We start from the raw sequence: 17,495 nt of genomic DNA, 5'->3' as shown, positions 1-17,495 counted from the left end.
AGAAATAAAATAGACTTGCTGTGACTATATAAACTCTAGCAGTATATAATGTTTACGCACGCTACCTTGATAAACAGGGTAACTTTGTTTACGATGACACCCTCAACTATTAACATTAGGCTCTCATGATTGATGCGAATGACATTCCGAGTAGTCAGCTGATTTTATATGCTGATGATGGCTACGACAGTCATGTGGTACGCCTGTTGCTTGAAGAAAAAAAGCTTGATTATTATTTGTCACGTTTACACTCAGAGCGCCCTGAAGACCTTACTGAACTGAACCCTTATCATACATTGCCTGTGTTACAGCAGCGCGAAATCTCACTATATGAGATTAACGTGATTTTTGAGTATTTAGAAGAGCGTTATCATGCAAATAAACTGTTGCCTGATACGCCTCAAGAACGTGCGCAGTTTCGTCAGTTAGCTTGGCGTATTCAACATGATTGGTTAGTGCTTGGTAAACGCTTGCTTAAACATCCAGATAGCTTTAACAAAACGCAAGCAGCCTCAGCAAAAAAACAGCTGACTGATTCATTAATTACCCTATCACCACTATTTGCTCATAAATCATACTTTATGTCAGATGAATTTGGATGGTGTGATGTGCTATTGGCGCCTTTATTATGGCGACTGGACGAGATGGGTATCGAGCTACCACGTGCAATTAGTCGTCCTTTACTAGACTATCAAACGCGGCTTTTTGAGCGTAATAGCTTTCAAAAAAGTGTTCGCTAATTAGATAACTTTATATAGCTGTCCTAGAATAGCAACTGACCCAGTATAAGCTAAGTAAGTTTATCCTTATCCGTTAGCTAAAAGCCATATAAAATTACTTTATTAATCAAAAACCAAAAAATATAGGAAACCATCAGATGAGCGAAACCACGTCTATTACCCCAACTCGTCCCTATATGGTGCGTGCGCTATATCAATGGATAGAGGACAACGCCCTGACACCATATTTAATGGTTGATGCCACTGCCAAAAACGTGCAAATACCAACCGAACACGTACAGGATGGCCGTATCGTGCTTAATATCGCTAGCCGCGCTACTGGTAATATGAGTATGGAGAATGATTATATTCACTTTAGTGCACGTTTTGGCGGAGTATCGCAAGAGATTTGGGTGCCACTACCTGCCGTCATGGGTATCTATGCAAAAGAAAACTCACAAGGTATGTTTTTTGACCCGAGCGAATATGAAAATTATGATCCTGAAGAAGACTCTGTAGGTACGTCTAAAAAGAGCACAGCTACCGAGTCCAAGCCGAAACGTAATAATAAAGCGGGTTTAAAAGTCTTAAAATAGTAAATGGCAAAATACAAAAAAGCTGGACGTATTTAATACGCCCAGCTTTTTTATTGTCTATTTAAAGTTTTACAACTCAAATCAAGTTCTCGGTAATGTCACACCGCGTTGACCTTGATATTTACCGCCACGATCTTTATAGCTGGTCTCGCAGACATCATCTGCATCACTTTGGAAAAACAACATTTGTGCCACACCTTCCCCCGCATAAATACGTGCAGGTAAATTGGTAGTATTACTAAACTCTAAAGTGACGTGCCCTTCCCACTCAGGCTCAAGCGGCGTCACGTTGACGATGATACCGCAGCGTGCATAAGTCGATTTACCAAGACATATAGTCAATACATCACGTGGAATACGAAAATATTCCATCGTACGTGCTAATGCAAAAGAATTTGGCGGAATAATACACTCATCACCAACAATGTCGATAAAGCTTTTTTCATCGAAATTTTTAGGGTCAACGACTACCGAATGGACGTTAGTAAAGACCTTAAATTCAGGTGCACAGCGCACGTCATAACCATAGCTTGAAGTACCGTAACTAACCAGACGCTCACCTGCATCATTAAAGCGTACTTGACCCGCCTCATATGGCTCGATCATACCATGTTCTTCAGCCATTTTACGAATCCAGCGGTCAGACTTGATAGACATTGTTATTCCTCAAAATTTTTAATAGCGACGATTATACGGAATTGATAGATCAATTTATAGAGTAATCACAAAATTGCTTAAGCTGGCTTTTTTAAACCTACTTAAGTTAATTGTCGGTTAAAATATACGCTTATCATCGACAGGTTTAGCAAACTTACTAATATTGGCTTCAATGTTCTTAGCAATGTTCAGATAATAGGATGCGAACTCATCATTAGCTAAAACGCTTGGCTCACCTTTATCCACTTGCGCACGAATACCGCTGGCGAGTGGCAGCTGACCTAATAGCGGCACGTGATATTGCTCAGCGATAAGCTCACCGCCTCCAATACCAAAGATGGCTTCGGTATGATGACAGTTGCTACAAGTATGCAATGCCATATTTTCAACCACACCAAGTACTGGAATACTGGTTTTGTTGAACATCTCAACACCTTTTTGCGCGTCAAGTAAGGCAATATGCTGCGGCGTCGTTACAATCACTGCGCCAGTCACTGGAATACGCTGTGCAAGCGTCAGCTGAATATCACCCGTACCTGGCGGCATATCAATGACCAAATAGTCTAGCTGTGGCCAGTTGGTTTGGTTATATAGCTGCATGAGCGCACCTGTGGCTTTTGGTCCGCGCCAAGCGACAGGTGTATTATCACTATCAAGCAAGCTACCTATAGATAGCATCGCTAAGCCATGCGCGTCAACAGGAACAAACTGCTCATTTTCTAGTTGCGGTTTTACATCAGCGACGCCCAGCATCGTTGGCATACTAGGCCCATAAATATCAGCATCAAGCACACCAACACGGTTGCCAAGCTCTTTTAAAGCCAAGGCAATATTAACGGTGGTGGTTGATTTACCGACGCCGCCTTTGCCTGACGCTACTACGATAATATGTCGAATACGCGGATGTGCTGCTAGTGAAGCTTGAGTTGGCGCCGCTTTCGTTATGGGTGGTTCGCTGTCTGTATGTGACTGTACGCTTGACTTATCTTGCTTAGCCATTGCATCGGTCGTCTTTGGCATCTGTTTCGGTAAGCTTGCTCCGTCACCTTTTGCTGGTGCAGGCAGGCGCACATTCATATGGATCGTTTGGATACCATGCGGATGCAGCAGTTGTCCAAGCTCTTGCTGAATGGTTTCAGGATCACTATCTTGTGGCAACCGTAAGTCTAAGGTTAGCTGGTTACCGCTGCGCTCAAGCCCTGTTATCATGGTAGCAATGCTAACAGTACCTACTTCATAGCCCAGTAGTACTTTATCTACTGCACTATCACGTTCTGCCTGTTGCTTGGGAGTCTCAGGTTTTTCTGACGTTATTTTTTTTATAAAGTTAAACATAGCTACTATTACTGCCTATAAAAGTGGGTGGACATGGTAAAAGAGCTCAGTTAACAATGCTATAAATATGAAAAACCAGATAGTCTATGAGCTTTTTAGCCAAACCTTTTATCGTGACAGTGTAGCTCAATTACAAGGATAAAAAAACCACAACGCTAATCGTACAAGGCCCTGTACAATCTGTTTTTTCTGCCTTTTAACTTAAATACTGGTGTCGATGATTATTGTATCTATATTTAGCTTGTTAAATGGACAAAAATTGTGAAGCAATAAAGAGGTAGATAAGCACACCTGAGGCGTCACATACTGAGGTAATTAAAGGTGCACTCGCAGTAGCAGGGTCAAACCCTAGTTTATTGAGCACAAAAGGAAGGCTCATACCAATCACACAGCCGATCATAACCACGGACATCATACTAAGCGCAAGCACTAGTGATACCACAGCATCACCGCGTATGTAACCGATGATAGAGATAGCCACTGCCATCGTAGCACCAAGCATGAGCGCGACCAGAGCTTCTCTGGCTAGTAGTGAAAACCAGTCTCGCATGACCACATCCCCAGTCGCTAGGGCGCGCACCATTAAGGTCGCAGACTGCGATCCGGCGTTACCACCACTATCTACCAGTAATGGCAAGAAAAACACCAATACCAGATTGGCTGCAATGACCTCTTCAAAATTTGAGATGCTTAATCCTGATAGTAAGTTCCCAAATACTAAAAACACCAACCAAAACACGCGCTTACGATATAGCACCCGAATGCTAACATCTTTGAGCTTGCCTACCATAGTTGAGATGCCGCCTGACTTGTGAAAGTCATCAGTGGCTTCATCACTTGCAACGTCCATTGCATCATCATGGGTAACAATGCCTACCAAAGCACCACTATTATCGATAATTGGCAGGGCAATCAAGTCATATCGTGCAATGGTTTTAGCCACTACTTCTTGATCGTCATCGACATGACAGGACACCACAGTACTCATCATCATGTCTGCAATAGCCTGATTAGGCGACGCTAAAATCAATACTCGTAATGACACTACCCCCATTAACCTACGTTCGTCGTCAATTACGTAGGTGTGGTAGATGGTCTCAGCATCAGGCGCTTCCAAACGTAGAGCATGCAAAGCTTCGGCAACCGTCATCTGAGCACTCAAAGTAGCATAGTCTGATGTCATCAAAGCACCAGCCGTGCGCTCTTCATAAGCGGACAGTTTACGAATATCTTCACGCTGCGCCTGTGCCAGTGCTGGAAGTAAAGCATCACGCTGATCTTGGTTTAAATGTTTATATAAGTCAGTGCGTTCATCAGCAGGCATCTCCCCTACCAATATCGCCATGATATTCCGAGGAAACTCATGCGCCATAGCAACTTGAACATCAGGCTCTAAATAAGAAAAAATGGTGGAGCGATTAGATAGACGTTCTAATAATTGCCAAGCAAGTTTAGACTCCATAAGTGCGAGCACATCAGCAATATCGATGGGGCGCAAGTCTTGTAATTGATTGACTGACTGCTCAAATTCGTGTTGTTCAGTAGCACAGCTTAATGTCTTTGCTAAGGTCTCTACAACATCTTTGCTATTCATTATTCTTACTCCGAGCGACCTTTAAGCGGTGCAGCAAACAATAATAAAAAAGAGTCAACATCATTGGCTCAAGTCAATAGAAGACAAGATGTTAATGGATTGATTTTTTATTAGCAAGCGATAGTCAATTCAAATTCGTATGGGTATGAATAAACTGGTTTTGGATGAACAAAAAAACCACAATGCCAATAGTACTGGCTTTGTGGTAATCTAAAAATTATTTTCTTATTTATAAATGTTCTTATAAATGATGGGAGTAAAAACTTATCTCATGCACCAACCATGACTGGCATTGATAGACTGACCGGTAAATACATTGGTTGGAAAAGCGGCCAAAAACAGTGCCGTTTGCGACACATCTTCGATAGTCGTAAACTCTTTATTGAGCGTATTCGCAAGTAAGATATCGTTGATCACAGCCTCTTCACTGATACCTTTTGCAGTAGCCTGTAGTGGTATTTGCTCATTAACCATTGCCGTTCTGACAAAGCCTGGAGAAATCATATGCGAGCGTACATTATGCGGAGCACCTTCTTTGGCAATGGCGCGGCACAAACCTAGTAATCCGTGCTTTGCAGTAATGTAAGGTGCTTTAAAAAGTGACGCATCATGAGCATGAATTGAACCGATATAGATAATCGTGCCACCTTTATTGTCTTTATACATATATTCTACAGCCGCTTTAGTGGTTAAAAAACCACCATCTAGATGGATAGCTAACAGGTTTTTCCAGTTGTCGAAACTCATTTTATTAATCGGATTAATAAGCTGAATACCTGCGTTTGAGACCAAAATATCAATACCACCAAAGGTATCGACAAGCTGTTTGGTACCACTGTTGACAGCATCTTCAGATCTGACATCCATATTGATTGCCAGCGCTTTACCGCCAGCTTTGGTAATCATATCGACTGTTTCTTGAGCGCCTTCAAGATTAATGTCAGCGACGCCGATCAGAGCACCAGCTTTTGCATAAGTCTCAGCAATGTCACGCCCAATACCAGCAGCTGCACCAGTGATTAAGGCTACCTTGCCTGTCAAATCTTGTTGTACTTGGGTCACCATAGTTTGTCCTTATTATGGGTGGGTATAATAGTAATGGCGAAACGCTACAGTTGTAGCAAGCCTTTAACTAAGCACGCACTCACTGTTTTTGTAGCTCAGTGATAAGCTATGCGCAGTTCCGTTGCACAGTTTTTGTAGCGTTCTGACCCTATTACTTAGGGTTAACACGCATTATGAAGTGTCTCGTATTGCGTGGTCTTGAATAAACAACAGCCGTTTGAATGCTGTTATTAGGAAAAGGAGATAACGAATTGTAGAAATTTTTTGTTATTAATGATGGTTCTTGATCGTACTTATTGAATGTTTTTTGATAGGTAATAATGGTATCAACTCAGAAAAACGAGCATAGTTATTGATAATCAATATTATAGCCAGTCGATATAAAATAGATAACCGCTAGCGCTAGAAAATACGCTCGCTCATTTGATACGGATAGTGTTGCCAGTAGAGCTATGTGTAATAGATGAGGATATACAATAGATTGCGATATTACACAGATTATCGGTAAAGAGTTAGATGCTGAATCGGTACTGGAGCAGCGCCATGACGTTGCTGTCACACACTAAAAGCAAAGTGACAACAATGGGCTGTTGGTTATAATTGAATATTATTTATAGAGTGATATGCATTGAATGTCAACTATAAATTTGAACTAAAGATTAAAATATGAATTGCTTAACTATCCCTGTGAATGATCAGCTTATATTATCATTATGATATTAATAGAAAAAAGCCTTAATAACCCTATCTTAATAGCCTTATAGAGCCATCGAGATAAAGTTACAAGGCTTTTGTTCTGTTTAAAGCAATATAAAGATAAATGTATTTATTCAGAAGATCAGTTCATAAACCAGCCATGACTGGCAACGATAGACTGCCCTGTAAATACGTTACTTGGGAACGCTGCTAAAAATAGCGCTAACTGAGCAATATCCTCGACAGTGGTAAACTCTTTATCGACAGTATTGACTAACATAATATCGTTAACGACTTCCTCTTCGCTGATACCTTTTTCAGCCGCTTGCTCAGGGATTTGTTTTTCGACCAACGGCGTTTTCACAAACCCTGGACATACTACGTGCGAGCGCACGTTATGAGCTGCGCCCTCTTTTGCCAATACACGGCACAGCCCAAGCAGACCGTGCTTAGCGGTAACGTAAGGTGCTTTATAAAGTGAAGCTTCGTGCGAGTGTACCGAACCCATATAAATGACCGTACCACCTTTGTCTTCTTTATACATATGTTGTACGGCAGCTTTAGTAGTTAAGAACGCCCCGTCCAAATGGATAGCCAGCATTTTTCTCCAGTCATCAAACGCCATTTTACTAATTGGATCAATGATCTGGATACCGGCGTTAGAAACGAGAATATCAATACCACCAAAGGTATCGACTAACTGTTGTACGCCATCATTTACGGCATATTCTGAGGTGACATCCATAGCAATTGCAAGAGCACGTCCGCCAGCCGATTCTATGGCATCGACCGTTTGCTGCGCCGCTTCAAGATTAATGTCTGCAATACCAACCGCTGCCCCTGCTTTGGCATAAGTCTCAGCGATATCGCGTCCAATACCACTTGCAGAGCCTGTGATTAATGCTACCTTTCCTGTCAGATCTTGCTGTAATTCGGTCGCCATATTTTGTATTCCTTGATTAAATAGCTTTTTGAATGCCTGTGCTAGATATATTTATGCACCATAACTACTGAGCAATACTCACAGGCGTTTTTTCTTGCAGCTCATCAAAGCTCACACCGTTTGCAAGCTCAACCAGCTTTAAGCCATTATCAGTGACATCTAATACTGCAAGCTCGGTAATAATACGATCTACTACTCCTTTACCTGTTAATGGCAGCTCGCAATTGGCAAGGATTTTTGGATCGCCATGTTTGTTCACTTGTTCCATCAGTACAATCACACGCTGCACGCCAGCAACCAAATCCATGGCACCGCCCATACCTTTGACCATTTTTTTGGGAATCATCCAGTTGGCAAGATCGCCCTGCTCTGAGACTTCCATCGCGCCCAATATTGCCAGATTGACATGACCGCCACGAATCATAGCAAATGATTCTGAACTGCCAAAATAACTGGCACCAGGCTCTGCGGTTACTGTTTGTTTACCCGCATTAATCAAGTCAGCATCGACATTTTCAGCAGTTGGAAACTCACCAATACCTAATAGGCCGTTTTCTGATTGTAGCCAAACGTCCATACCTTCAGGGATATAGTTGGCCACTAAGGTTGGTAGCCCTATTCCTAAATTCACATAATAACCATCTTGTAGTTCTTTCGCGGCACGCTGTGCCATCTGCTCTCTTGTCCATGCCATGATATTTTCCTTATTTTTATACCAATCCTAAAAAATATTTTAAATAGCTATTTCATTTATTTATCTAAATAAGTGCTTAATCTAATACAGTGTCCAAGCAACATCTAAGCGCTTTCAACTGCTTTAGTTGTCGTTTTCTCAATACGTTTTTCAGGACTATTATTCAACACAATACGCTGCACAAAGATACCAGGTAAATGCACTTCATCGGGATCAAAAGTGCCTGTCTCTACGATTTCTTCTACTTCGACGATGGTGATTTTGCCAGCCATTGCACAGTCTGGATTGAAGTTACGAGCAGTTTTGTTGAATATCAAGTTGCCTGACTTATCTGCTTTTTGCGCTTTAATTAGCGCCACATCAGCACGCAATGTATGCTCAAGTACATATGTGCGACCATCAAAATCACGCGTCTCTTTACCTTCTGCGACAAGTGTACCAACGCCAGTTGCAGTATAAAAGGCAGGAATACCCGCGCCACCCGAACGTAACTTTTCAGCCAATGTACCTTGCGGGGTCAGCTCAACTTCTAATTCGCCCGCTAAGTATTGACGCTCAAACTCTTTGTTTTCACCGACATAGGATGAGATCATTTTTTTGATTTGACGAGTTTGTAGTAGCAATCCTAAGCCAAAGTCATCAACACCTGCGTTGTTACTGATACAGGTTAAATCTTTAACACCGCTATCACGCAATGCTTCGATCAACGCCTCAGGGATGCCGCATAGACCAAAACCGCCAATAGCAAGAGTTTGGCCGTCACTGACAATACCTTTTAACGCTTCTTCTGCACTACTATATACCTTTGATTGACTCATGGTTGACTCCTATAATTATCTGTTCGTTGATTTATATTCATTACGCATCCGTTCTATTATTGCTTTTAACTGATTCTATTAATTTTGCTAGTCTTTACATTTTGTACATGCTGATATGTCATTCCAGTTATACCACTAACTATACCACCAACCAAAATACACCCATAATAACTGCCCCTGATACGGCAAGCACTATTAGGCAATAACCCATAATAGCTCGAGCATCTAAGCCTGCAATACCCAATAATGGTAATGCCCAAAATGGCTGAATCATATTGGTCCATGCATCGCCCCAAGCTACCGCCATCGCTGTCACTGCTGGATTAACACCAAGCTCAACGCCAGCAGGTATCATAACAGGCCCTTGTACAGCAAACTGACCGCCGCCCGATGGTACAAAAACGTTAACCAAGCCTGCGCTTAGAAATGCAAAGATGGGAAAGCTGTCTGCTGAAGCAGAGTTGACGAAAAATTCGGTAACTTGTGTACTAATAGAGATGCCATTAGCGTTTGCTCCGGTCATGATACCCATGATGCCGCCATAAAACGGAAACAACAATACAATACCAGTGATGCCGCCTATACCTGAGTTTACTGCGCGATAATAACGCTCAAGCGTGCCATGCGATAACAACCCGACAAACAAAAATAGCCCAATAACTATATTGAGCCCTAAATTAAAACCATTACTACTAAATTCACTGATGTAGTACATCAAAGCCAACGCTAGCAAAATTATAGCGACTATACGGCTGTCATCCAATATTTGTGCTGGGGTATCTCTACGAGGCGATACATAAGCTTCTTTTTTAATGAGCTTGGGGTCGATAACAGTAGGGTTTTTGGGGTGCATAAAACGATTTAGAAGAGGCAAAATTACGACTAGCAAGCCGACAATAAGTAAATTATAACCAGCAAATACCGTCTGTGATAAAGGCACCGCTTCGGTCATGACATTACCCGATAGCGTGAGTAAAGTATCGCCGCCTGAGCTTAATGTTAGCGGTATCGATCCTGAAAAGCCCCCATGCCAGATAACAAATCCTGAATAGGCTGCGGCTACCAATAAGGGATAATCGACATTGGCGACTTTTCTGGCAAGTGATTTGGCAAAAATAGCCCCAATAATGAGACCAAACCCCCAGTTTATCCATGAACCAACCAAACCCACCAAGGTCGATACTATGATAGCGGTCGAAGGAGAATGAATACGGCTGGCAATATTATCCAGTAAACGCTGAATGAAGGGTGCACTAGCGAACGCATAGCCTGTCACTAATATGAGGGCCATTTGCATGGCAAAGCTATGTAGCGACCATAATCCATTACCCCAATGTCCAGCCATAGCAATCATATCCTGACCAGTAACGGCAAGACCAACAACAAAGGCAATGAGCGTTAAAATAATTGAGAATACGAACGGAGATGGCAAATAACGGTTAACCAGTTGTACACTGGCGTTGGTTATGGCATTAAACATATCCACATTCCTTGTCGATCAATGTTTGTTATTTGAGTCTTTTGACAATGAAATCTTGCTTAGCAAAAGCACTTCACAAATATGATAGCTTATCTGCGTTGCCAAATATACAGAATTTCCAAATATGCAAATAGTTATGTTAATACGTTTTATATCGATATATCATATGTAATTTTTATAATAACTTAACACATTATCCTTGCAGCGACTAGATAATAACGTTAAGAGTGTACCAGTCATCATAGTAACTCAGTATATGGTAAGCCAATATGTTATCAATGTGGATTTATGTTTAATATAAGATTATATATTGCTTATTTTGATTAATTTTATTGACCTACATTCATATGCCCTGCATAATCGCTGACTGAATTTTGCCAAGGAGGGCAGTCATGTTTAGCACATTTGCTATCATTATTACTTTATTTTTATTAATGTTTTTTGCTTATCGCGGTTATTCGGTGCTCATCCTAGCGCCGATTATGGCGACGTTAGCGGTCTTTTTATCAGGTGATTTTTTAAGTAGTATTCCCGCCTATACCGATGTGTTTATGGGGGCATTAAGTGGTTTTTTGCTTAAATTCTTCCCTATCTTCTTATTAGGTGCGCTGTTTGGACGGTTGATGGCAGACTCTGGCGCGGCGACAGCGATTGCCAATACCGTGGTCGAAAAGCTCGGTGCCAGTAAAGCCATTTTAGCCGTTATTTTGGTTTGTGCTATCTTAACCTATGGTGGTGTCTCGTTATTTGTCGTAGCGTTTGCTATCTACCCAATCGCCAAAGACTTATTCAAAGCCGCTGATATTCCTAAGCGCTTGATTCCGGCGGCGATTGCTTTAGGCTCATTTACCTTTACGATGACGGCATTGCCAGGCACGCCAGCGATTCAGAATGCTATTCCGATTCCTTATTATAATACCAACGTCTTTGCAGCGCCTATCTTAGGTATTATTGGCGGTACGATCATGTTCATTGGTGGGTGGTTATGGTTGCAGTCGCGCGCTCGCAAAGCCAATGCTGCAGGTGAAGGCTATGGTCAACATGATGATGACGTGGGCGTCGGTGGTATCGATGCTAAAAAAGAGCCTACAGGTGACACGACAAACAATACTGCACAAAACAACATCGCTAAAAGCAATCTAGCAACATCAAGCGCCATGCACAACACGCATCAAACCTCGTTTGCCATCGCCATGATTCCGCTGGTATTGGTCATCGCTCTAAACGCGTTACTTACTTATGCTGTTTTTCCGTCATTAGACTTTAGCGGCTTGCAAGCCCAGTTCCCAGACTTAAATATCGATGGATCACTTGGACTTTGGTCAATTATTATCTCGTTAGTTGTAGCCTGTATAGTTTTGATCGTATTGCGTATTGGTCATTGGAATAACCTACAAAAGACCATCAACCGTGGTACTTACGATTCGATGTTACCGATTTTTAATACGGCATCAGAAGTTGGCTATGGTGCGGTGATTGCATCATTGGCAGGTTTTCTTATCATTCGTGACAATATCTTAAATCTAAGCCCTAATAACCCGCTTATCTCAGAAGCCGTGGCGATGACCACGCTTGCTGGTATTACAGGCTCATCATCTGGTGGTTTAAGTATTGCACTGTCGACGCTCGGTGACGACTATTTAAGAATGGCGGTAGAAGCTGGAATTGATCCAGAGCTTATGCACCGTGTGGCAGTTATGGCAGCGGGCGGTCTTGACACTCTGCCCCATAGTGGCGCTGTCATCACGTTATTTGCTATTTGCGGCTTGACCCATAAACAGTCATATTTAAACCTTGCCATGGTCACCATGGTTATTCCGTTAATCGCTGTTACCTCTATCATTATCTTAGGTACGATGTTTGGTTCTTTCTAAACAAATCTATATTAATATGTGCATAAAAACCCACTTCGTACTTTACTTGGTGGGTTTTTTAACGTGATTAATTACCGAGGATTGTCACAAATTTGGTCGAATTACGGTATCATAGGCACAATTTTTAAATTTTTCCTTTTTTAAAAGCTTTACCATTGATAACATCGCGTCCGCCCGCCATAAATAGCGTGCGATGATGATAACTAACCCGTTTATATAAAAGTATAGGTGACAAAAGTGCGTGAGATTTTAGTAACAAGTGCGCTGCCCTACGCCAATGGCTATATCCATTTGGGGCATCTTGTAGAATATATTCAGACCGACATTTGGGCGCGTGCGATGAAGGCACAAGGCCATCAGGTTACGTATGTCTGCGCGGATGACGCACATGGTACGGCAATCATGCTAAAAGCTGAAGCCAATGGCATCACGCCAGAGGAGCAGATTGCCTCAGTTAAAGCCTCGCATGAAGCGGACTTTGCAAAGTTTTTGATTAACTTCGACAATTATCACACCACTCATTCAGAAGAAAACAAACATTTCTCTGAGCTGATTTATCGCCGTCTTAATAGCGCAGGGCATATCTCAACTCGCGATGTTGAGCAATTATTTGATCCTGAAAAGCAGTTATTTTTGGCCGATCGATTTGTCAAAGGAGAGTGCCCTGAGTGCGGTGCGCTGGATCAATATGGTGATAACTGTGAAGTATGCGGCACAACTTATGACGCGACAGATCTCAAAAATCCGTACTCGACGTTGTCTGATGCCACACCTGTGCTAAAAACCTCAAAGCATTATTTCTTTGACTTGCCAGAATTTGAGCAGTTTTTAAAAGATTGGACGCGTAGTGATAATCGCCTGCAAGTATCGGTCGCCAACAAACTCCAAGAGTGGTTCGAAGCTGGGCTTGCCAGTTGGGATATCTCACGTGATGCGCCCTACTTTGGTTTCCAAATCCCAGATACGCCAAGCGACGAGCCGGACAAATACTTTTATGTATGGTTAGATGCGCCAGTCGGCTACATGGCGAGCTTTAAAAACCTATGCGATAAGCGTGAAGGTACAGAGCAAGCGCTTGATTTTGATCGTTACTGGGCACAAGAAAACGAGCACAAAACAGAAGTTTATCACTTCATCGGCAAGGACATCGTGTACTTTCATGCGTTGTTTTGGCCGGCCATGTTAGCAGGTAGTGAGTTCCGTACCCCAACCGGCGTTTTTGCTCACGGCTTCTTAATGGTCAATGGCGAAAAAATGAGTAAGTCACGCGGCACCTTTATTAAAGCCGAAACTTACGCTGATCATTTACACCCTGAGTATTTGCGTTACTACTTCGCTAGCAAATTGTCTGATAAAGTCGAGGACATCAACCTTGATTTAGAAGACTTTATGCAAAAGGTCAACTCTGACTTGGTGGGTAAAGTGGTTAATATCGCCAGTCGCAGTGCCGGCTTTATTGTTAAAAAGTATGACGGGATGCTGTCGGACGTTTGCGTAGAGTCAACGCTGCTAGAAGATATTACCAAAACCGGTGATGAAATTGCTGCCGCTTATGAGAATCGCGAGTTCTCACGTGCCATGCGTTTGATTATGCAATGTGCGGATAAAGCCAATGAATATATTGACGAGAAAAAACCGTGGTCGCTTGCTAAGATCGAGGGTACTGAGCAAGAAGTGCAAGACGTATGCTCGGTGGCGATTAATATCTTCCGTCAATTGATGGTATATCTTGCGCCAGTATTACCTGAGCTGACGGCCAATGCCAAAGCGTTCTTAAATATTGAAGACTTAAGCTTTGCTAGTCGCAATGAGTGGCTACTGGGTCAAAAAATCAATAAGTTTAAACCTTTGATGCAGCGTATCGAAGAAAAAGATATCGAGGCAATGGTTGAGGCGTCAAAGGAATCTTTGGCTCAAGCCGCTATACCAGTTGCAAGCGACACAGATGCAAATAATGATAGCAAAGCTGCCAAAAACACACAGCCAGCTAACACTGATACTAATACTAATACTAATACTGAGCAAGCGGATTATATCGGCATCGAAGATTTTGCCAAAGTTGAGATGAAAGTGGCACATGTTTTAGAGTGCAATCACGTCGAAGGCGCGGACAAGCTACTACAATTTACCTTAGATGTCGGCGAAGACAAACCGCGCAATGTGTTTAGTGGCATTCGTAAGTTTTATGAGCCTGAACAGTTGGCTGATAAGAAAGTGATTTGTGTGACCAATCTTGCCCCGCGAAAGATGAAGTTTGGTGTTTCAGAAGGCATGGTGTTGTCGACTGGTGATCCCAAAACAGGTTTAACGGTCGTTACCCTGCCTGATGACTGTGTCGTTGGTGATACCTTGGCATAAGTTTTGAGTGTAATGTGAAATAATAAAAAAGATGTCTACATGGCATCTTTTTTTGTGTCTTTTTGAATTTGTGTATTTTTTATAACGTAATGGCTAAAAACCGCTTTATATTGCTTTATAAAAGTGCCACAGCATTGTTTAATAATACCTATGACGAATGCGCTTTAATTTTTTATTGCGATAACTTACATTACTGTCATAATATAGGGGTTACATAGAATTCAGCTCCTATACATAACGATCGACGGAACGATTGCTTTATTGTTAACCTGCTATTTTGACATCAACATAGCATTGAACGGACCAATCTGCATTCTCCAATACTACTTTAAAGATCAAAGATCACGAAGACGAGTGCAAGCACTACTATGATTAGGCTTGATGAATCTGGTTTTTGGAATTGATACAACTTATGAGTTAATCTAATAATGACTATTGCTTCTACCCTACGCTTAAGCCTATATGGTGCTGCTATCAGCACCGCTCTTGGATTGATTGGCTGCTCAAACTCTACTGATACTGCAACAGCGACTAATGAAAATCCAGCAACTGATACTGACAAACCTGCCAAGACATTAGCCATCACTCAAATTGTCGAACATCCATCACTAGACGAGATGCGCCGTGGTATTATCGATGAGTTGGCAGATAACGGCTATGTCGAGGGCCAAAACTTAACCGTTAATTTCCAAAGTGCACAAGGTAATACGGCGACAGCAGGGCAGATCGCTAAGCAGTTTGCAGGCGACAATCCAGATGCCATTGTAGCCATCTCAACGCCATCTGCTCAGTCAATCGTGGCATCCACCAAAACCGTTCCAGTTGTTTATACTGCCATCTCAGACCCTGTTGCAGCCAAACTTATCGATGATAAGGGCGTTCCCATTCAAACCAACGTGACAGGCCTATCCAGCCAATTGCCTATCGAGCCGCAGTTAGAGAACATTCAAAAGATTGTCCCCGATGCAAAAACCATTGGCTACGTTTATAGCCCAGGTGAGGTCAACTCTGTGGTCGTGCTGAATCAGCTTAAGGAGGCGGCATCAACACGTGGACTCAAAATACTCGACGTAACAGCCAACCGACCAACTGATGTTGCTATGGCGACGCGCAGTCTTGCTGGTCGCGCTGATGTCATTTATACCTCGTTAGACAATAACGTCGTGTCTGCATTCGAGGCGATGGCAGGTGCAGCAAACGAGCTTGATATTCCAGTTATTGCTTCAGATGAATTTAGTGTCAGACGCGGCGCGACAGCAGCACTTGGGGTAAATGACTATGATTTTGGGCGTACTACTGGCAAAATGGTTTATCGCGTATTAAATGGAGAAGCCGTTAACACTATTAAACCTGAGGTTATGAACACGTTAACTTTGTATGCAAGCCCAAAGCACGCAGCTGAGCAAGGAGTGAGCTTATCAGAAGACTTACTAAAAGATGCCATCAACACTGATACTGATGTCGATACCAAATAAAAAGTAGTAAGATAACAATCAGCACGTCAATTATTTATATAGTGTACGGACACACTATTATTTTAGGAGCGAGACCCATGTTTTATCAAAACCGTTTTGGTCATTTCAATTTTAGCAAAGCCTTGTTATTAGGCGGTATGTGTACTGCCATCTTAACCGGCTGTAACCAGTCGGCACAAGATACGAGTGCGCCTGATGGTGCGGCTACTAGCGATGACGTCACAGCAATGAAGACTGTCGCTATCACTGCCATTGTCGAGCATCCAGCACTTGATAGTGTTCGTAAAGGTGTCATCGACGAATTAAATGATGCAGGGTTTAAAGACGGTGAAAACTTAACGGTCAACTTCCAAAGTGCTCAAGGCAATACAGCGACAGCAGGTCAGATTGCTAAGCAATTCGTTGCAGATGCGCCTGATGTTATCGTCGCTATTGCAACCCCGTCTGCTCAGTCTGTTGCTGCCTCTACCAGCAGTATCCCGATGGTATTTTCAGCCGTGACTGACCCAGTAGCAGCCAAACTGGTGTCTAAGCTTGATGGCTCTGGCACTAATGTCACAGGTGCATCGGATGCCCTACCCTATGAGCCACAAATTGACTTAATGCGTCAAATCATACCCGATCTCAAAAACGTCGGTTATGTCTATAGTCCAGGCGAAGTCAACTCAACCATCATTTTGAAAAACTTAAAAGAAAAACTGACGCCACTTGGTATCAATGTGCATGAAGCGCCGGCTCAGCGTAGTAATGATATTGCGATGGCTGCACGTAGCCTTGAAGGTAAGGTCGATATGATCTACACCTCAACCGATAACAACGTGGTATCAGCTTACGAGTCATTATATCAAATCGCTAAAGAAAGTAAGATTCCATTGATTGCGTCAGATACCAGCTCAGTTGAGCGCGGTGCCGTTGCAGCCTTAGGTGTGAATTATTACGATCTTGGCCGTGAGACTGGAAAAATCGTAGTACGTATCTTAAATGGTGAAGAAGCAGGTGCTATACCTGTATATACACCGCAAATGCTTGACTTGTATGTCAGTCCAACACATGCAAAAGAAGAAGGTATTAGCTTATCACAAGCCGTCATCGACCAAGCAAAAGAAGTGGTAGAATAGCGCACCTTTGTAGGCTGCCTAAAATTAAAACCGTAAAACAGACGGTAATAGCGAGCACAATGAATATCGCCAA

Annotated in this window: 14 protein-coding genes; 6 read left to right on the top strand and 8 right to left on the bottom strand. The window is 42.5% G+C overall.

What is annotated here, in order from left to right:
- The first annotated feature begins 125 nt into the window (after positions 1-125).
- The gene (locus tag ACTXGH_RS02675; protein WP_439260584.1) at positions 126-740 is read left to right on the top strand and encodes a glutathione S-transferase N-terminal domain-containing protein; all 615 of its coding nucleotides are present in this window, start codon (positions 126-128) and stop codon (positions 738-740) included.
- A 137-nt stretch (positions 741-877) separates the two neighbouring features.
- Positions 878-1,315, top strand: coding sequence for a ClpXP protease specificity-enhancing factor (locus ACTXGH_RS02670; RefSeq protein WP_439295830.1), 438 nt, complete (start codon positions 878-880; stop codon positions 1,313-1,315).
- Positions 1,316-1,396: 81 nt separating this feature from the next.
- Here ACTXGH_RS02670 and dcd read toward each other — a convergent pair whose 3' ends face one another.
- The 8 genes from dcd to ACTXGH_RS02630 form a co-directional block, all read right to left on the bottom strand.
- Complete coding sequence (dcd, locus tag ACTXGH_RS02665) at positions 1,397-1,972, bottom strand: dCTP deaminase (protein ID WP_058369435.1); 576 nt, start codon at positions 1,970-1,972, stop codon at positions 1,397-1,399.
- Between the two features lie 117 nt (positions 1,973-2,089).
- Positions 2,090-3,307 carry an iron-sulfur cluster carrier protein ApbC gene (gene apbC / locus ACTXGH_RS02660; RefSeq protein ID WP_439260582.1) on the bottom strand — a complete coding sequence of 406 codons (1,218 nt, stop codon included), beginning with the start codon at positions 3,305-3,307 and terminating at the stop codon, positions 2,090-2,092.
- Between the two features lie 244 nt (positions 3,308-3,551).
- Positions 3,552-4,901, bottom strand: coding sequence for a magnesium transporter (mgtE, locus tag ACTXGH_RS02655; RefSeq protein WP_439295831.1), 1,350 nt, complete (start codon positions 4,899-4,901; stop codon positions 3,552-3,554).
- A gap of 264 nt (positions 4,902-5,165) precedes the next feature.
- Complete coding sequence (locus ACTXGH_RS02650) at positions 5,166-5,966, bottom strand: 3-hydroxybutyrate dehydrogenase (RefSeq protein ID WP_299216594.1); 801 nt, start codon at positions 5,964-5,966, stop codon at positions 5,166-5,168.
- An 838-nt stretch (positions 5,967-6,804) separates the two neighbouring features.
- On the bottom strand, positions 6,805-7,605 hold the full coding sequence (locus ACTXGH_RS02645; protein WP_439295833.1) for a 3-hydroxybutyrate dehydrogenase: 801 nt from the start codon (positions 7,603-7,605) through the stop codon (positions 6,805-6,807).
- A gap of 64 nt (positions 7,606-7,669) precedes the next feature.
- Positions 7,670-8,299 (bottom strand): CoA transferase subunit B, encoded by a 630-nt coding sequence (locus ACTXGH_RS02640; RefSeq protein WP_439295834.1) that lies wholly within the window; start codon positions 8,297-8,299, stop codon positions 7,670-7,672.
- A gap of 104 nt (positions 8,300-8,403) precedes the next feature.
- On the bottom strand, positions 8,404-9,117 hold the full coding sequence (locus tag ACTXGH_RS02635) for a CoA transferase subunit A (RefSeq protein ID WP_439295835.1): 714 nt from the start codon (positions 9,115-9,117) through the stop codon (positions 8,404-8,406).
- 139 nt (positions 9,118-9,256) lie between these two features.
- Entirely contained in the window at positions 9,257-10,597 is a 1,341-nt protein-coding gene (locus ACTXGH_RS02630) for a short-chain fatty acid transporter (RefSeq protein ID WP_439295836.1), read from the bottom strand.
- A 392-nt stretch (positions 10,598-10,989) separates the two neighbouring features.
- Between ACTXGH_RS02630 and ACTXGH_RS02625 the strand changes: the two genes are divergently transcribed.
- From ACTXGH_RS02625 to ACTXGH_RS02610, 4 genes are all read left to right on the top strand, one after another.
- Entirely contained in the window at positions 10,990-12,471 is a 1,482-nt protein-coding gene (locus tag ACTXGH_RS02625; protein WP_439260577.1) for a GntP family permease, read from the top strand.
- A gap of 237 nt (positions 12,472-12,708) precedes the next feature.
- Positions 12,709-14,829, top strand: coding sequence for a methionine--tRNA ligase (metG, locus tag ACTXGH_RS02620; RefSeq protein WP_439295837.1), 2,121 nt, complete (start codon positions 12,709-12,711; stop codon positions 14,827-14,829).
- A 428-nt stretch (positions 14,830-15,257) separates the two neighbouring features.
- Positions 15,258-16,304, top strand: a complete 1,047-nt coding sequence (locus ACTXGH_RS02615; RefSeq protein WP_439295838.1) for an ABC transporter substrate-binding protein — start codon at positions 15,258-15,260, stop codon at positions 16,302-16,304.
- 77 nt (positions 16,305-16,381) lie between these two features.
- On the top strand, positions 16,382-17,422 hold the full coding sequence (locus tag ACTXGH_RS02610) for an ABC transporter substrate-binding protein (RefSeq protein ID WP_439260574.1): 1,041 nt from the start codon (positions 16,382-16,384) through the stop codon (positions 17,420-17,422).
- Positions 17,423-17,495 lie beyond the last annotated feature (73 nt).

This window comes from Psychrobacter sp. 1Y10 (assembly GCF_052259005.1).
GTDB classification, from domain to species: Bacteria; Pseudomonadota; Gammaproteobacteria; order Pseudomonadales; family Moraxellaceae; genus Psychrobacter; species Psychrobacter saeujeotis.
The sequence above is the reverse complement of the archived record's forward strand: the minus strand, read 5'-3'. Positions and strand labels throughout refer to the sequence as shown.

What these genes read in the sequence shown, in the direction of transcription:
- ACTXGH_RS02675 (WP_439260584.1), top strand. Translation starts at nt 126, where the DNA reads ATGATTGATGCGAATGACATTCCGAGTAGTCAGCTGATTTTATATGCT.
- ACTXGH_RS02670 (WP_439295830.1), top strand. Translation starts at nt 878, where the DNA reads ATGAGCGAAACCACGTCTATTACCCCAACTCGTCCCTATATGGTGCGT.
- dcd (WP_058369435.1), bottom strand. Translation starts at nt 1,972, where the DNA reads ATGTCTATCAAGTCTGACCGCTGGATTCGTAAAATGGCTGAAGAACAT.
- apbC (WP_439260582.1), bottom strand. Translation starts at nt 3,307, where the DNA reads ATGTTTAACTTTATAAAAAAAATAACGTCAGAAAAACCTGAGACTCCC.
- mgtE (WP_439295831.1), bottom strand. Translation starts at nt 4,901, where the DNA reads ATGAATAGCAAAGATGTTGTAGAGACCTTAGCAAAGACATTAAGCTGT.
- ACTXGH_RS02650 (WP_299216594.1), bottom strand. Translation starts at nt 5,966, where the DNA reads ATGGTGACCCAAGTACAACAAGATTTGACAGGCAAGGTAGCCTTAATC.
- ACTXGH_RS02645 (WP_439295833.1), bottom strand. Translation starts at nt 7,605, where the DNA reads ATGGCGACCGAATTACAGCAAGATCTGACAGGAAAGGTAGCATTAATC.
- ACTXGH_RS02640 (WP_439295834.1), bottom strand. Translation starts at nt 8,299, where the DNA reads ATGGCATGGACAAGAGAGCAGATGGCACAGCGTGCCGCGAAAGAACTA.
- ACTXGH_RS02635 (WP_439295835.1), bottom strand. Translation starts at nt 9,117, where the DNA reads ATGAGTCAATCAAAGGTATATAGTAGTGCAGAAGAAGCGTTAAAAGGT.
- ACTXGH_RS02630 (WP_439295836.1), bottom strand. Translation starts at nt 10,597, where the DNA reads ATGTTTAATGCCATAACCAACGCCAGTGTACAACTGGTTAACCGTTAT.
- ACTXGH_RS02625 (WP_439260577.1), top strand. Translation starts at nt 10,990, where the DNA reads ATGTTTAGCACATTTGCTATCATTATTACTTTATTTTTATTAATGTTT.
- ACTXGH_RS02615 (WP_439295838.1), top strand. Translation starts at nt 15,258, where the DNA reads ATGACTATTGCTTCTACCCTACGCTTAAGCCTATATGGTGCTGCTATC.
- ACTXGH_RS02610 (WP_439260574.1), top strand. Translation starts at nt 16,382, where the DNA reads ATGTTTTATCAAAACCGTTTTGGTCATTTCAATTTTAGCAAAGCCTTG.